The 16,394-nt window shown below is 73.5% G+C and carries 11 protein-coding genes; 1 reads left to right on the plus strand and 10 read right to left on the minus strand.

What is annotated here, in order from left to right; translation table 11 throughout:
• Positions 1-36: 36 nt before the first annotated feature.
• From QMQ26_RS09550 to QMQ26_RS09560, 3 genes are all read right to left on the minus strand, one after another.
• Positions 37-1,494, minus strand: coding sequence for an aldehyde dehydrogenase family protein (locus tag QMQ26_RS09550; RefSeq protein ID WP_100835735.1), 1,458 nt, complete (start codon positions 1,492-1,494; stop codon positions 37-39).
• 57 nt (positions 1,495-1,551) lie between these two features.
• On the minus strand, positions 1,552-2,421 hold the full coding sequence (locus QMQ26_RS09555) for a helix-turn-helix domain-containing protein (protein ID WP_100835736.1): 870 nt from the start codon (positions 2,419-2,421) through the stop codon (positions 1,552-1,554).
• A gap of 224 nt (positions 2,422-2,645) precedes the next feature.
• Positions 2,646-5,303 (minus strand): AAA family ATPase, encoded by a 2,658-nt coding sequence (locus tag QMQ26_RS09560; RefSeq protein WP_282205419.1) that lies wholly within the window; start codon positions 5,301-5,303, stop codon positions 2,646-2,648.
• A gap of 96 nt (positions 5,304-5,399) precedes the next feature.
• Here QMQ26_RS09560 and QMQ26_RS09565 point away from each other — a divergent pair, with 96 nt between their 5' ends.
• Positions 5,400-5,762, plus strand: a complete 363-nt coding sequence (locus QMQ26_RS09565) for a nuclear transport factor 2 family protein (RefSeq protein WP_282205420.1) — start codon at positions 5,400-5,402, stop codon at positions 5,760-5,762.
• 232 nt (positions 5,763-5,994) lie between these two features.
• Here QMQ26_RS09565 and QMQ26_RS09570 read toward each other — a convergent pair whose 3' ends face one another.
• The 7 genes from QMQ26_RS09570 to QMQ26_RS09600 all read right to left on the minus strand — a co-directional run bounded on the left by QMQ26_RS09570 (position 5,995) and on the right by QMQ26_RS09600 (position 16,288).
• Positions 5,995-7,455, minus strand: a complete 1,461-nt coding sequence (locus QMQ26_RS09570; protein ID WP_100835739.1) for a glutamate synthase subunit beta — start codon at positions 7,453-7,455, stop codon at positions 5,995-5,997.
• The gene (gltB, locus tag QMQ26_RS09575) at positions 7,448-12,043 is read right to left on the minus strand and encodes a glutamate synthase large subunit (protein WP_404814103.1); all 4,596 of its coding nucleotides are present in this window, start codon (positions 12,041-12,043) and stop codon (positions 7,448-7,450) included. Before gltB ends, QMQ26_RS09570 begins: the two co-directional genes overlap by 8 nt.
• 437 nt (positions 12,044-12,480) lie before the next feature.
• Positions 12,481-13,221, minus strand: a complete 741-nt coding sequence (locus tag QMQ26_RS09580; protein WP_100835741.1) for a VIT1/CCC1 transporter family protein — start codon at positions 13,219-13,221, stop codon at positions 12,481-12,483.
• 187 nt (positions 13,222-13,408) lie between these two features.
• The gene (gene lgt, locus QMQ26_RS09585) at positions 13,409-14,416 is read right to left on the minus strand and encodes a prolipoprotein diacylglyceryl transferase (protein ID WP_282205421.1); all 1,008 of its coding nucleotides are present in this window, start codon (positions 14,414-14,416) and stop codon (positions 13,409-13,411) included.
• 122 nt (positions 14,417-14,538) lie between these two features.
• The gene (locus QMQ26_RS09590; RefSeq protein WP_100835743.1) at positions 14,539-15,396 is read right to left on the minus strand and encodes a DsbA family protein; all 858 of its coding nucleotides are present in this window, start codon (positions 15,394-15,396) and stop codon (positions 14,539-14,541) included.
• A gap of 61 nt (positions 15,397-15,457) precedes the next feature.
• A complete protein-coding gene (locus tag QMQ26_RS09595; RefSeq protein ID WP_199528051.1) occupies positions 15,458-15,970 on the minus strand; it encodes a MauE/DoxX family redox-associated membrane protein in 513 nt (170 codons plus the stop codon).
• 147 nt (positions 15,971-16,117) lie between these two features.
• Complete coding sequence (locus QMQ26_RS09600; RefSeq protein ID WP_282205422.1) at positions 16,118-16,288, minus strand: hypothetical protein; 171 nt, start codon at positions 16,286-16,288, stop codon at positions 16,118-16,120.
• Between the last annotated feature and the right edge of the window lie 106 nt (positions 16,289-16,394).

Genomic DNA, 16,394 nt, shown 5'->3' on the forward strand with positions numbered 1-16,394 from the left:
CCCGTGCCGCCGCCGGAGCCGCGCGGGCGGCCCGGCTCAGAACGGGAAGCGCGAGCGCCCGTGCTGGATCGAGATCCACTTGACGGTGGTGAACGCGTCCAGGCTGCTGTCGCCGCCGAGCCGGCCGACCCCGGAGTTCTTCTCGCCGCCGAACGGCACGATCGGCTCGTCCGCGATCGTGCCGTCGTTGACGTGGATCATGCCGGTGTCGATCCGCTGGGCGAACCGCACGCCGCGCTCGACGTTCGCGGTGTGCACCGCGCCGGACAGGCCGAACGGGGTGTCGTTGGCGATCCGGACCGCCTCGTCCTCGCCGTCGAAGGGGATCAGCAGCGCGACCGGGCCGAACACCTCGCGGCGCAGGATCGGGTCGTCCGCCGGGATGTCGGTGAGGACGGTGGGCCGGACCAGGGTGCCGACGGTGGTGCCGTGCAGCAGGGGGCGGGCGCCGGCCGCCACCGCGCGCTCGACCTCGGCGGTGATCGCCTCGGCCTGGGCGGAGTTGATCAGCGGGCCGAGCTGGGTGGCGGGGTCGCCGGGGTCGCCGACCACCAGCGAGGCCACCTTGGCGGTGAACTTCGCGCTGAACTCGTCGAACACCGCGCGGTCGACCAGGATGCGGTTGGCGGCCATGCAGATCTGGCCCTGGTGGACGAAGCGGCTGGCGACGGCGGCGCCCACCGCGTAGTCGACGTCGGCGTCGTCGAGGACCACCAGCGCGCTGTTGCCGCCGAGTTCGAGGACGACCCGCTTGAGGTGGCTCGCGGCGACGGTGGCCACGTGCCGGCCGACCCCGTCGGAGCCGGTGAAGGCGATGACCTTGGGCACCGGGTGCTCGATGAACGCGTCGCCGATCTCGGCGATGTCGGTGAGGACGACGTTCAGCAGGCCGGCCGGCAGCCCGGCCTCCTCGAAGATCTTCGCGATCAGGGTGCCGCCGGCCACCGGGGCGTCCTGGTGCGGCTTGAGGACGACCGCGTTGCCGAGGGCGAGCGCCGGGGCGACGGCCTTCAGCGAGAGGAAGACCGGGGCGTTGAACGGGCTGATCACGCCGACCACGCCGACCGGGAGCCGGTAGAGCCGGTTCTCCTTGTCCGGCATCGGCGAGGGCAGGATGCGGCCCTCGGCCCGCAGCGCCAGCGCGCCGGCCTCCCGGATCATGTCCTTGACCAGGGCGAGTTCGAAGCCGGACTTCATCAGGGTGCCGCCGAGTTCGACGGTCATCACCCGGAGGATCTCCGCCTCGCGCTCCTCGACCACCCGCAGGGCGCGTTCGAAGACCAGGCGCCGCTGGTAGGGGCTGGTGGCGGCCCAGGCGGGCTGGGCGCGCTCGGCGGCGCGGTAGGCCTGGTCGATCTCCTCGGCGGTGGCGACGGTGAAGGAGGCGAGCTTCTCCCCGCTGAAGGGGTCGAGGTCCACGATGTCCCAGGAGCCGGTCCCCTCCCGCCACTGACCGTCGATGTACTGCTGGGCGAGTTCCGCGATCAAGGACATCAGATCCCTCTCGGCACTAACGACCACCTACTGACGGATCATCATCTTAAGTGCGGTTCAGGCGTCTTGGAGGATCTCCGCCAGAAGCGACCGGGTCTCCTCCTCGGACAGCGCCGCCGCCGACACCCGCTCCAGCGCGGTCGTGTACTCGGCCACCTCGACCGGCTTGTCCAGGTACAGCGCGGTGGTGAACTGCTCGACGTAGACCACGTCCGCCAAGTCCGGCTCGGGGAAGCCCAGCACCGTGAACGCCCCGCTGTCCGCCGCCAGCGCGCCCATGCCCAGCGGCAGCACCCGCAGGCTGATCGTCTCGCGCCGGGAGAGCTCGGCCAGCCTGGCCAGCTGACCGCCCATCACCTCGGGGCCGCCGCACGGGCGGCGCAGCGCCGTCTCGTCCACGATCAGCTCCAGCCGGGCGGTCGCCCCGGGGGCCAGGAAGCGCTGCTGCCGGCGCAGCCGGACCGCGGCCCGGCGGGCGATCTCCTCGTCGGGGGCGGTCGGACTGCCGGCCCGCATCACCGCGTGCACGTACTCGGGGGTCTGCAGCAGCCCGGGCACGAACTGCACCTCGTAGCTGCGCACCAGGTTCGCCGCGTCCTCCAGGTTGAGGTACGTCTGGAACCAGCCGGGGACGACGTCCCCGTAGCCGTGCCACCAGGACGGGGCGTTGGTCTCGCCGACCAGGCCGAGCAGCGAGGCCCGGGACTCCTCGTCGTCGACGCCGTAGAGCGTCAGCAGGTCCGCCACGTCGCGCTGCTTGAAGCCGACCCGGCCGAGTTCCATCCGGCTGATCTTCGACTCCGAGGCCCGGATCGAGTACCCGGCGTCCTCCCGGGTCACGCCGCGGGCCTCGCGCAGGCGCCGCAGCTGGGCGCCCAACTGGATGCGACGCGCGGTCGCACCGCTGCCCGTCTGCAGGCCCGTCATGCAAACCTCCGCCCCAGGAACGCCAAGTGGACCCCGTGGGATGCAGTCTGCCACTGGGCGGCGACACTCCGCGAGGTCCTTCCGGTATTTGGCCAATCCGTTGTACGGGCCCGGGTTTCGACTCCGCCCCGGACAGCCCGGCCGGCCCGGGCCGCACGTCACGGCCCGGGCGGCCCGCCCGGTGCGGTACGTCCGGTGCGGCCCGCCCGGTGCGGTACGTCCGGTCACGACCCGGACAGCACGTCCGCCAGGTCGGCCCGGGAGCCCACCCCGAGCTTCGGGTACGCCTTGTACAGGTGGTGCCCGACGGTGCGGGCGCTCAGGAACAGCTGGGCGGCGATGTCCCGGTTGGACAGGCCCTGCGCGGCCAGCCGGACGATCTGCGACTCCTGCGGGGTCAGCCCGGCCACCGTCCGGTCCGGGCCGGACGCGGCGGCGGGCGCACCGGTGGCGTCCAGCTCCAGCCGGGCCCGCTCCGCCCAGGGCGCGGCGCCCAGCCGCCGGAAGGCCAGCTCGGCGGAGCGCAGCGGCGCCCGGGCCTCCGCCCGGCGCCGGGCCCGGCGCAGCCACTCGCCGTACAGCAGCTCGGTGCGGGCCTGCTCCCAGGGGCGGGGCTGCTCGGCGTGCGCGGCCAGCGCCTGCCGGTAGAGGCCCTCGGCGAGCCGGTCGGGGGCCAGCAGCGCGTGACAGCGGTGCACCAGAGCGCGGGCCCACGGCCGGTCGGCGCGCTCCGCCCAGCGTTCGAACCGGGCCAGCGGGTCGGCGCACGCCCCGTCCCGGCGCAGCCGCACCGCGGCCTCGACCAGGTCGGGCACCGCGCGGACCGCGCTCACCTGGTGGCCGTGCGCGCCGCCGGTGAGCGCGGCCAGCTGCCCGTGGGCGTCCTCGGCCCGGCCGGCGCCCAGGTCGAGCAGGCCCAGCGCCCAGCGGGCCCAGGAGGTGCCCGCGGCGCCCCGGGCGAAGGCCGCGGCGGCCTCCTCCCGGCACGGGCCGCTCTCGCCGCGGGCGGCGGCCAGGTAGGCCAGGAAGCCGTGCAACTGGCCGGTCCACAGCGGCTGTCCGGTGTCCCGGGCGAGTTGCAGCGCCTCGGCGGCGTGGTCGGCGGCCAGACCGGGGCGGCCGTCGAAGAGCTCGGCCTCGGCGAGGAAGAACAGCAGGGTGGGCAGCGTCCCGAAGGAGCCCGTCTCGCGGGCCTCGCGGACCAGGCGGCGGGACAGGTCGAGCACCTCGGCGTCGTGGCCCGGCACCAGCCCGGCCCCGCACGGCAGCACCAGGTCGACCGGGACGGCCGCGCCGGCCGCCCGGGCCGCCCGCTCCGCCTCCGCCAGCGCGGGGCCGTCCGCCTCCCCCAGCGCGGCGTCCAGGTAGCGGGCCACCGGGGCGAGCGGGTCGCCGTCGGGCAGCCGCAGCGCGGTGAGCGCCGCCAGGGTCCGCCGCACCTCCGGGAGGCCGTCGTACCAGGCCACGTGCAGGGCCTGGACCAGCACCCGGGCGGCCGGGCCGGGGTGCTCGGCGGCGACCAGGGCGGCGGCCTCGGTCAGCCGCCGGTGCGCGGGGCGGTGCTCGCCGCGCCAGAACTCGGCCACCGCGCGGGCGAACAGCAGGTGCGCCCGGGTCACCGGGTCGGCGTCCGGCTGGTCGGCGGCGGCGGCCAGCCGCTCGGCCCGCTCCACCTCGCCCGCCTCCAGCGCGGCCTCCACCGCCGCCACCGTCCAGCGGCGGGCCGCCGCCGGGTCGGGGCTGAGCCGGGCGGCCCGCTCGTACGCCGCCGAGGCCCCGGTGTGCCCGCCGCGCGAGGCCGCCGCGTCGGCCGCCGCCGCCAGCTCCCCGGCCGCGTCGGCGTCCCGGCCGGTGGCGGCCAGCGCCCGGTGCCAGGCCCGCCGCAGCGGCTCCCCGGGCCCGTACGCGGCGGCCAGCGCCCGGTGCGCGGCCAGCCGGTCGGCCAGCGGGGCCCGGTCCACCAGCGCGGAGCGCAGCAGCGGGTGGCGGAAGGCCGCCCGGCCCGCCGTCAGGTCGACCCGGAGCAGGCCCTGCGCCTCGGCGGGCGCCAGGTCGGCGGCGCTCAGGCCGCTGTGCTCCGCGGCCCGCAGCAGCACCTCCAGCGCGCCGGTCTCCTCCAGTGCGGCCAGCAGCAGCCAGTGCTGCGCGGGGCCGGGCAGCCGGCTGACCTGGCCGTGGTAGGCGAGCCGGAGCCGCCCGGCGGGCGGCAGGGCGCCGGAGGCCCCGGCCGCCGGGAGTTCGCGCAGCGCCAGCGGGTTGCCCCGGGCGGCGGCCAGCACCCGGGCCGGGTCGGCGAGTTCGGGGGCCAGCTCGGCCAGCAGGGCGGCGGCGTCCGGTTCGGCCAGCGGTTCGACCCGCAGGCGGGGCAGCCCGGCCGGGTCCGGCCCGCCCTCCCGGGTCGCCAGCAGCAGGGCCAGGCGTTCGGCGCCGAGCCGGCGGGCCGCCAGCCGCAGCGCCGCCGCGGACTCCGGGTCGGCCCACTGGAGGTCGTCCACCAAGGCCAGCACCGGCCCGCGCTCCGCGAGGTCGCCGAGCAGGGTGAGCACCGCCAGGCCGACCAGCAGCCGGTCCCCGGGCGGGCCCTCGGCCAGCCCCAGGGTGCGTTCCAGCGCGGCCCGCTGCGGCCCGGGCAGGCCGCCGAGCCGGTCCAGGACGGGTGCCAGCAGCTGGCTGAGCAGCGCGTACGGCAGTCGGGCCTCGCTCTCCACCCCGGCCGCCCGCAGCACCCGCCACCCGTCGGCCCGCTCGGCCGCCGCGTCCAGCAGTGCGCTCTTGCCGATGCCCGGCTCCCCGCACAGCACCAGTGCCCCGGCCCGTCCCCCGTCGGCCGCCGCGAGCAGCCGGTCGACCGCGGCCCGTTCCGTCCCCCGTCCGTACAGCATGAGTCGACCCTACCTATGCGCGACTGATTCCCCGGGCCCGCGATCTCCGTACCTTCTTGTCCCGCAAGGAGAACCACCGCCCAGAAGGAGCCCACGATGGACCTGCAGCACCTCGCCGAGCGCTACCTCGCCGCCTGGAACGAGACCGACCCGGCCGCCCGCCGCAAGCTGGTCGAGGAGACCTGGGCGCCCGGGGGCACGTACACCGACCCGCTGGTGGAGACCCGCGGCCACGAGCAGTTCGACGCCGCCCTGGCCGCCGTCCAGGCCCAGTTCGCCGGGCTGGTCTTCCGCCTCGGCCCGGTCGACGCGCACCACGACGTCGCCCGCTTCACCTGGGAGCTGGCCGCGGACGGGACCGCGGAGGCCCTGGTGGTCGGCTTCGACGTGCTCACCGCCGCCGCGGACGGCCGGATCGCCACGGTGGTCGGCTTCCTGGACAAGGTCCCGTCGGCCTGAGCCGCCCGCCGCCCGCCGCCGGGAACGCCGCCCGGAACGCCGCCGGGAACGACAACGACGCCTGCCCTTACCTGGTCGGGGAGTGGGCAGGCGTCGCGATGACCGGGTCCCGGCGGCTCTGGCGGGTCGGTGTTTGTCGGCCGTACCCCCCTCGCGGGGGGCGTGGGCGTTCTGGGGCGGTGGTCGTCGGACCACCGACCGGCGGTCGGTCGGACCACCGGTGGGCGGTCGGTCAGACCACCAGCGGACGGTCGGTCGGCTTGATCGGGGCGGGGAGCGCGGTCTTGCCGCCCAGGTACGCGTCGACCGCCGCGGCGGCCGAGCGGCCCTCCGCGATCGCCCAGACGATCAGCGACTGACCGCGACCGGCGTCACCGCAAACGTACACCCCGTCGACGTTGGTGCCGAACTTGCCGTCCCGGGCGACGTTGCCGCGGGCGTCGAGGTCGACGCCGAGCTGCTCGACCAGGCCGTTCTTGACGTCGGTGCCGGTGAAGCCCATCGCCAGGGTGACCAGCTGGGCCGGGATGACCTTCTCGCTGCCGGGGACGGTCTCGAACTTCCCGTCCTTGAACTCGACCTCGACCAGGTGGAGTTCCTGGACGTTGCCGTCCTCGTCGCCGACGAAGTGCGAGGTGGAGACCGAGTAGACCCGCTCGCCGCCCTCCTCGTGGGCCGAGGTGACCTTGTAGGTCATCGGCATGGTCGGCCACGGCTGGTGGGCCGGCCGGGCGTCCGACGGCCGCGGCATGATCTCCAGCTGGGTGACCGAGGCCGCGCCCTGGCGGTGCGCGGTGCCGACGCAGTCCGCGCCGGTGTCGCCGCCGCCGATGACGACCACGTGCTTGCCCTTGGCCGAGATCGGGGAGTCGACGTAGTCGCCCTCCTGGACCTTGTTGGCCAGCGGCAGGTACTCCATCGCCTGGTGGACGCCGTTCAGCTCCCGGCCGGGGACGGGCAGGTCGCGGGCGGTGGTGGCGCCGGCCGCGATGACCACCGCGTCGAAGCGCGAGCGCAGGTCCTGGCCGCTGATGTCGACGCCGGCCTCGACGCCGGTGCGGAAGCGGGTGCCCTCCGCGCGCATCTGCTCGATGCGGCGGTTGATGTGGCGCTTCTCCATCTTGAACTCGGGGATGCCGTAGCGCAGCAGGCCGCCGATCCGGTCGGCGCGCTCGTACACCACCACGGTGTGGCCGGCCCGGGTGAGCTGCTGGGCGGCGGCCAGGCCGGCCGGGCCGGAGCCCACCACGGCGACGGTCTTGCCGGACAGCCGCTCCGGGACCTGCGGGGTGACCCCGCCGCGGTCCCAGGCCTTGTCGATGATGGTGACCTCGACGTTCTTGATGGTCACCGGGTCCTGGTTGATGCCCAGCACGCACGCCGACTCGCACGGAGCCGGGCACAGGCGGCCGGTGAACTCCGGGAAGTTGTTGGTGGCGTGCAGCCGCTCGATCGCGCCGGACCAGTCGTCCCGGTAGGCGAGGTCGTTCCACTCGGGGATCAGGTTCCCGAGCGGGCAGCCGCTGTGGCAGAACGGGATGCCGCAGTCCATGCAGCGGCCGGCCTGCTTGGTGATGATCGGAAGGAGGCTGCGCTCGACGTAGACCTCGTTCCAGTCGCGGAGCCGGACGTCCACCGGACGGCGCTCCGCCAACTGCTTGGGCGTGGTCAGGAAGCCCTTGGGGTCAGCCATGTGCCGCCTCCATCATCTTGCGAGTGGTCTCCACCTCGGAGAGGCCATCGCGCTCAGCGGCGTCCTTGGCGGCGAGCACGGCCTTGTAGTCGGTGGGCATGATCTTGGAGAAGCGGGAGACCCCGCTGCCCCAGTCGGCCAGGAGCGCGGCGGCGACGGTGGAGCCGGTCTCCTCGTAGTGCTGCTGGACGGTCTCGCGCAGCCATTCGCGGTCGGCCGCGCTGGGGGCCTCGATGCCCACCATGCCGCTGTTGACGTTGGCCGGGCGGAGGTCGAGCACGTAGGCGATGCCGCCGGACATGCCCGCCGCCAGGTTGCGTCCGGTCTCGCCGAGGATCAGCACCCGGCCGCCGGTCATGTACTCCAGGCCGTGGTCGCCCACGCCCTCGACCACCAGGGTGGCGCCGGAGTTGCGGACCGCGAAGCGCTCGCCGGCCTTGCCGCGCAGGTGGATGCGGCCGGAGGTGGCGCCGTAGCCGATGGTGTTGCCGGCGATGACGTGGTTCTGCGCGTCGGCGCCGATCGCGGCGGCGTCCCGGGCGGGACGGACCACGAGCACGCCGCCGGACAGGCCCTTGCCGACGTAGTCGTTGGCGTCGCCCTCCAGGCGCAGCGTGACGCCGCGGGGGACGAAGGCGCCGAAGGACTGGCCGGCCGAGCCGGTGAAGGTCACGTCGATGGTGCCCTCGGGCAGGCCCGCGCCGCGGTACCGCTTGGTCACCTCGTGGCCGAGCATGGTGCCGACGGTGCGGTTGACGTTGCGGATCGGGAGCTGGATGCGGACGGCCTCGCCGCGCTCCAGGGCGTCCTCGGCCAGCTCGATCAGCTGGTTGTCGAGCGCCTTGTCGAGCGCGTGGTCCTGCTCGGTGGTGCGGTGCAGGGCCGCGCCCTCGGGCAGCTCGGGGACGTGGAACAGCGGGGCCAGGTCGAGCCCGGCGGCCTTCCAGTGGTCGATCGCGACCTGGGCGTCGATGTGCTCGGCGTGGCCGACGGCCTCCTCGATCGAGCGGAAGCCCAGCTCGGCGAGGAGCTCGCGGACCTCCTCGGCGATGAACTCGAAGAAGTTGACCACGAACTCGGGCTTGCCGGAGAAGCGTTCGCGCAGCACCGGGTTCTGGGTGGCGACGCCGACCGGGCAGGTGTCCAGGTGGCAGACCCGCATCATGATGCAGCCGGAGACCACCAGCGGGGCGGTCGCGAAGCCGAACTCCTCGGCGCCCAGCAGGGCGGCGATCACCACGTCGCGGCCGGTCTTGAGCTGGCCGTCGGTCTGCACCACGATGCGGTCGCGCAGGCCGTTGAGCAGCAGGGTCTGCTGGGTCTCGGCGAGGCCGAGCTCCCAGGGGCCGCCCGCGTGCTTGAGCGAGGTCAGCGGGGAGGCGCCGGTGCCGCCGTCGTGGCCGGAGATCAGCACCACGTCGGCGTGCGCCTTGGAGACGCCGGCCGCCACGGTGCCCACGCCGACCTCGGAGACCAGCTTCACGTGGACGCGGGCCCGCGGGTTGGCGTTCTTGAGGTCGTGGATCAGCTGGGCCAGGTCCTCGATGGAGTAGATGTCGTGGTGCGGCGGCGGGGAGATCAGGCCGACGCCCGGGGTGGAGTGCCGGGTCTTCGCCACCCACGGGTAGACCTTGTGGCCGGGCAGCTGGCCGCCCTCGCCGGGCTTGGCGCCCTGGGCCATCTTGATCTGGATGTCGTCGGCGTTGACCAGGTACTCGGAGGTGACGCCGAACCGGCCGGAGGCGACCTGCTTGATCGCCGAGCGGCGCTCGGGGTCGTACAGGCGCTCCGGGTCCTCGCCGCCCTCGCCGGTGTTGGACTTGCCGCCGAGCCGGTTCATCGCGACGGCGAGCGTCTCGTGCGCCTCCATCGAGATGGAGCCGTAGGACATCGCGCCGGTGGAGAACCGCTTGACGATCTCGGAGACCGGCTCGACCTCGTCGATCGGGACCGGGGTCCGGCCCAGGGCGTCCAGCTGGAACAGGCCGCGCAGCGTCATCAGGCGCTCGGACTGGGCGTTCACCCGGTCGGTGTACTGCTTGAAGACGTCGTAGCGCTTGGTGCGGGTGGAGTGCTGGAGGCGGAAGACCGTCTCCGGGTCGAACAGGTGCGGCTCGCCCTCGCGGCGCCACTGGTACTCGCCGCCGATGTCCAGCGCGCGGTGCGCGGCGGAGATGCCGGAGGCCGGGTACGCCTTGGCGTGGCGGGCGGCGGTCTCCTTGGCGATCTCGTCCAGGCCGATGCCGCCGAGCTTGGTGGTGGTGCCCGCGAAGTAGGCGTCCACCAGCTCCTGGGAGAGGCCGATGGCCTCGAAGACCTGCGCGCCGCGGTAGGAGGCGACGGTGGAGATGCCCATCTTGGACATCACCTTCAGGACGCCCTTGCCGAGCGCCTTGATCAGGTTCTTGATCGCCTTCTCGGGCTCGATGCCCGAGACGAACACGCCCTGGGCGACCAGGTCCTCGACCGACTCCATGGCCAGGTACGGGTTGACCGCGCCGGCGCCGTAGCCGACCAGCAGCGCGACGTGGTGCACCTCGCGGACGTCGCCGGCCTCGACCAGCAGCGACACCTGGGTGCGCTGCTTGGTGCGGATCAGGTGGTGGTGGACGGCCGAGGTGAGCAGCAGCGACGGGATCGGCGCGTGCTCGGCGTCCGAGTGCCGGTCGGAGAGCACGACGATGCGGGCGCCGTCGGCGATCGCGGCGTCGGCCTCGGCGGCGATCTCGGCCAGCCGGGCGGCCAGGCCCCGGCCGCCGGCCGCGACCTTGTACAGGCCGGACAGGGTGACGGCCTTCAGGCCGGGCTGGTCGCCGTCCTTGTTGATGTGGACCAGCTTGGCCAGCTCGTCGTTGTCGATCACCGGGAAGGTGATGCCGACCGAGCGGCAGTGCGCCGGGCTGGCGTCCAGCAGGTTGCCCTCGGGGCCGAGGTTGCTGTGCAGCGAGGTGACCAGCTCTTCGCGGATCGCGTCCAGCGGCGGGTTGGTGACCTGGGCGAACAGCTGGGTGAAGTAGTCGAACAGCAGGCGCGGCTTCTCGCTGAGCGCGGCGATCGGCGAGTCGGTGCCCATCGAGCCGAGCGCCTCGCCGCCGGTCCTGGCCATCGGCGCGAGGATGACCCGCAGCTCCTCCTCGGTGTAGCCGAAGGTCTGCTGGCGGCGGGTGACCGAGGCGTGGGTGTGGGCGATGTGCTCGCGCTCGGGGAGCTTGGCGAGCTGGATCTGCCCGCCCGCGACCCACTCCTCGTAGGGGTGCTCGGCGGCGAGGGCGGACTTGATCTCCTCGTCCTCGACGATGCGGTGCTCGGCGGTGTCGATCAGGAACATCCGGCCGGGCTGCAGGCGGCCCTTCTTGACGACCTTCTCCTGGTCGATGTCGAGCACGCCGACCTCGGAGGAGAGCACGACCAGGCCGTCCTCGGTGATCCAGTACCGGGCCGGGCGCAGGCCGTTGCGGTCCAGGACCGCGCCGATCTGGGTGCCGTCGGTGAAGGTGACGCAGGCCGGGCCGTCCCAGGGCTCCATCAGGTTGGAGTGGTACTGGTAGAACGCGCGGCGGGCCGGGTCCATGGTGGCGTGGTTCTCCCACGCCTCCGGGATCATCATCAGCACCGAGTGCGGCAGCGAGCGGCCGCCGAGGTGGAGCAGCTCCAGGACCTCGTCGAAGGACGCCGAGTCGGAGTGGTCCGGGGTGCAGATCGGGAAGATCCGGTCCAGGTCGCCGGGGATCAGGTCGGTGGCGAGCTGGGACTCCCGGGCGGTCATCCAGTTCCGGTTGCCCTTGACCGTGTTGATCTCGCCGTTGTGCGCGACGAAGCGGTACGGGTGGGCGAGCGGCCAGCTCGGGAAGGTGTTGGTGGAGAAGCGCGAGTGCACCAGGCCGATCGCGGAGGCGTAGAGCCGGTCCGACAGGTCGGGGAAGAAGGGCTCCAGCTGGCCGGTGGTCAGCATGCCCTTGTAGACCAGGGTGCGGGCGGAGAGCGAGGGGAAGTACACCCCGGCCTCCCGCTCGGCGCGCTTGCGCAGCACGAAGGAGACCCGGTCCAGCGCGATGCCGGTGCGCTCGCCGTGGGTGACGAAGACCTGCCGGAAGCGCGGCATGACGCTGCGGGCGGTGGCGCCCAGCAGGTCGGGGGTGACCGGGACGTCGCGCCAGCCGAGGACGGTCAGGCCCTCCTCGGCGGCGATGGCCTCGATCCGGGCGGCCGCGGCGGCGGCCTGCTCGTCGCTGTCCGGGAGGAAGGCGATGCCGACCGCGTAGGAGCCGGCGGCGGGGAGCTCGAAGTCCGTGTTCGCCCGCAGGAACGCGTCCGGGATCTGGGTCAGGATGCCCGCGCCGTCACCGGAGTCCGGCTCGGCGCCGGTGGCGCCGCGGTGCTCCAGGTTGCGCAGGACGGTCAGCGCCTGCTCGACGATCTTGTGGTCGGCGATGCCGGTCAGCGTGGCCACGAAGCCGACGCCGCAGGCGTCGTGCTCGTTGCGCGGGTCGTAGAGACCCTGGGCCTGGGGACGCGCGTCCGGAACGAGGGCGTAGGGGCCGGTGGCCTTGGCGTCCTCGTGGCCGGAGTGCATGGATGCAGACAGCATCGGCTCTCCCGTCGTCGTAAACAGTTGCTTCATGCAAAGGGACGACGTTGGCCCTGATGCGATTTGTCGGTGCAGGTTACATGATGCCGCCTGTACCGGGAAGTGGATTCATGCGTCCACATCCCGGACTGATCCCCAGGTCAGGGGGCGGATGGGGGAAAGGCGCAGCGTCGCGCGTTCCCTCCAGTGTGCCCCCTGCCGGAGGCCGGGAAACAGGGGCGAAACGCCCTCGCCACACGCGCCTCAGGAGTCCCACCTGGGATTCTTCGAAGTCGACGCCGCCCCGCTTGCGATTCTCGGGGTCGACAGCCGGATGTCGAGACTAGGGCAAGGCGCAGGCGCAGGCCCATGTGCGGAACATCACGCGCCCCATGGCATAACTATACAGAGGTCTGGATTTTCGTACAAGGCCGTCCGGGTGACGGCCGGTCGGCGGGTCAGCCGACGGCCCCGCCGATCAGCCGTCCCAGCAGGTAGGTGACGCCCGCCGCGGCCCCGCCCAGCACCAGTTGCCGCAGGCCGGAGAACCACCAGCTGCGGGCCGTCACCCGGGCCACCACCGCGCCGCAGCCGAACAGGCCCAGCACCGCCAGCAGGGCGGCCGGCCGGAGCGTGGTCGCGCCCAGCAGGTAGGGCAGCACCGGCAGCAGCGCGCCGAGCGCGAAGCAGCCGAACGAGGAGAGCGCGGCGACCAGCGGCGAGGGCAGGTCCTCCGGGTCGACGCCGAGCTCCTCGCGGGCGTGCACGGCCAGCGTGGTCTCCGGGTCGGCGGACAGCTGCCGGGCCACCTCGCGGGCCAGCTCCGGGTCGACGCCCCGGGCCGCGTACAGCTGGGCCAGTTCGGCCAGCTCGCCCTGCGGGTTGCGCCGCAGCTCGATCCGCTCGACCTCCAGTTCGGCCTCCACCAGCTCGCGCTGGGAGGCCACCGAGGTGTACTCGCCGGCCGCCATGGAGAACGCGCCGGCCGCCAGCCCGGCCAGGCCGGTGAGCACCACGGTGCCCGGCGCGGCGGCGCCGCCGACCACGCCGGTCATCAGCGCGAAGTTGGACACCAGGCCGTCCATCGCGCCGAACACGGCCGGGCGCAGCCAGCCGCCGTTGACGTCCCGGTGGTGGTCGGCGTCGGGTATCCGGGGCTGCGGACTGTCGGTGTGCGGGTCTGCGGCGATGGTGCTCATGCGGACGGCTCCCCTTCCGGGCACGGCGGTTCCCCCCGGGCCGCGGATCGGCCGGGCTTGCTGGTGCCCTTCGAACGTAGCCGTTTGACCTGCGCGTTTCCAGCAAAGTAAGCCTGCCCAAAGGCAGTTGGGGCCGCCTCCGCCGGTCTCGGCGGGGGCGGCCCCAACGGGGGTCGGGAGCCTCGGCTCAGGAGGGCCGTTCGGCGTCCCCGGGCACCTTGGCGGCCTTGGTGGCCTTTGGGTCCTTGCTGTCCTCGGCATCCTCCGGGACCCGCGCGGGGGCGTCGGCCGGGATGTCCTGCGGCTCAGGCTCGTTCCCCGGCTCGGCCTCCGCGGCGGCGGCCCCGGCCTCGGCGCGCTCCCGGGTGGCCTGCGGGTCGATCGTGTCCGGGTCCTCCCGGCCGGGGCGGAACCGGGCGGAGAGCACGAAGGCGACGATCGCACCGACGAAGACCAGGATCGCGGTCCAGTCGTTCAGGCGCAGGCCGAAGAAGCGGTGCGCCTCGTCGATCCGCAGCCACTCGGTCCAGAACCGGCCGAGCGTGTAGGCGGCGACGTACAGCGCGAAGGCCCGGCCGTGGCCGAGGGTGAAGCGCCGGTCGGCCCAGATCACCAGGACCGCGACCAGCACGCACCAGATCGACTCGTACAGGAAGGTCGGGTGGTAGACGCCCTGGACCACGGTGCCGTCCGGGAGCGTCTTGTCGATCTTCAGGCCCCAGGGCAGGGTGGTGGGGCGGCCGTACAGCTCCTGGTTGAACCAGTTGCCCCAGCGGCCGCAGGCCTGGGCCAGCGCGATGCCGGGGGCGATCGCGTCGGCGTAGGCGGGCAGCGGGACGCCCCGGCGGCGGGCGCCGATCCAGGCACCGACCGCGCCGAAGGCGATGGCGCCCCAGATGCCGAGGCCGCCCTCCCAGATCTTCAGCGCGTCGATCGGGTGCTTGCCCGCGCCGAAGTACAGCTGGTTGTCGGTGATGACGTGGTAGAGCCGACCGCCGACCAGGCCGAACGGCACCGCCCAGACCGCGATGTCGCCGACCGTGTGGCGGCCGCCGCCGCGGGCGACCCACCGCTTGCTGCCGAGCCACACGGCCACGACGACACCGATGATGATGCAGAAGGCGTAGGCGCGCAGCGGGATGGGCCCCAGGTTGAGGACGCCCCGCGACGGGCTCGGAATGTATGCGAGATCCATGGCACTCTCGACGCTACCGTGTCCCACCGGCACCACCGGCACCGGAGCGGGTCACGGTAGCGTCACGCGGCCCGGTCCGGCCCGGTCCGGGCCGGTCCGGTCCGGGATCAGGGCGGGGGCGGTCAGGGCGAGGGCGGGTTGTTCGACTCGCCGGCGGTCGAGCCGGGCGCCGGGCTCTGCCCGTGCGAGCCGGGGGTGCCGAGGGTCTTGCCCTGGTTGGCCGCGTCCACCCACTTCACCAGGTTCTCCGGGCTGATCTGCTCGTCGCCCTTCTTCGGGTAGATCGCCTCGCCGTTCAGCAGCACCGTCGGGGTCGACTTGTAGCTGGACTTGTCGAAGTCCTGCTGCACCGCGGAGACCCAGCCGCCGAACGTGTTGTCGTTGACGCAGGACTGGAAGGCGGGGGTGTCCAGCCCCGGGACCTGCTTGGCCAGGTCGATCAGGGTCTGCTTGCTGCCGAAGGAGTCCGCGGTCTCGTCCGGCTGGTTGCGGTAGAGCACGTCGTGGTAGTCGCGGAAGTGCCCGGCGTCCTGCGCGCAGGCCAGCGCGTTGGCGCCGTACTTGGAGCCGTTGCCGCCCAGCGAGCGGTCGATGAACGAGACGAGGTGGTAGTCGACCCGGACCTTGCCCGCGTCCTCCAGCTGGTCGACGGTCGGCGAGAAGCTCCGCTCGAAGCTGCCGCAGGCCGGGCAGCGCGGGTCCTCGTAGACCGTCAGCGTGGACGGGGCGTCGGCGCCGCCGACCGGGATGACCAGGTTCTTGTCGCCGCTCGCGCCGGCCGGGGCGGCGGTCGGGGTCTCCGGCTTGGAGCGCTGGTTCTGCACCACCACGCCGACCACCACGGCGGCCGCGATCACCACGACCACCACGCCGCCGACCGCCAGCTTCTTGTTGCGCCGCGCCTTGGCCTCCTCGGCGGCCCGGGACTCCCGCATCATGTCCCGGGCGTTGCGCTTGCCTTCTCGGTTCTTCTCGCTCATGGGGTGCTCTTGCCAGTCCAGGGGTCGGTTTCGTCTGATCGGTGGCGGTGGACGTGCGGCGTCAGGCGGCCAGCCAGGCGTCCGCCGAGAGCTTCGTCCGGGGCCGGTAGACCAGCCACGCCGACAGCAGCAGGAACCCGGAGTCGCGCAGGATCTCCTGGAGGTACTTGGTCTGCGACTCGTCCACCGCGCCGCCGCCGCCGAAGCAGCCGCAGTCGATCGAGATGCCGCGCGCCCAGGCGGAGGAGATCCCGGCGATGAAGACCAGCAGCAGCAGGCCGGAGACGACCGCGACGATCCTCGTCCCGAGGCCGAGCACCAGCAGCAGCGCCAGCGCCAGCTCCAGGAACGGCAGCCCCCAGCCGACCGGCTTCACCAGCGACTCGGGCAGGATCTCGTACGCCCGCACGGCCTGCGCCGCCTCCGCCGGGTCGGAGACCTTCGCCAGGCCCGCCCAGCCCCACACCACCGCCAGACCCAGCCGCACCGCCAGGCCGAACCACTCGGCCGCCGCGCCGTCCACCGCCCGGCGCAGCCCGCCCACCCGGCCGTGCTCGACCTGCTGACTGGCCATCAGTTCGGTTCCCCCTCGGGCGCGTTCCGCCGTTTCCTGCCTGCGTTTCCTGCCTGATGAACCGTAGGGGATGGCGGGGGGTTCCTCCACATTGGCGAGTTACGCCGTATGAGTGACCTTAAACGGTCATACGTCCGATTTTCCGGATCATCGTCCCGGCGGTGCGCAGACCGCGTCCGCCGACCGGCACAGCACCGCCCGCTCGGCCCCCCGCCGGGCCAACTCCCGCTCCACGCCCCCGCTTCCGACCAGCGCGACGGCCAGCGCCAGCCCCGCGGCCAGCGCCCGCAGCAGCACCTGCCGGTGGACCCACGCCATCCGAACACCCTCTCGCCGACGAACCACCGGAGGGTCCAACGGCGCCGACGGACCGGGCCGTACCGGCGCCGCCCGGTTTTTCACCCTCGCGGAGTAGGCCCTCTCG

This window comes from Kitasatospora fiedleri (genome assembly GCF_948472415.1).
Taxonomy (GTDB): domain Bacteria; phylum Actinomycetota; class Actinomycetes; order Streptomycetales; family Streptomycetaceae; genus Kitasatospora; species Kitasatospora fiedleri.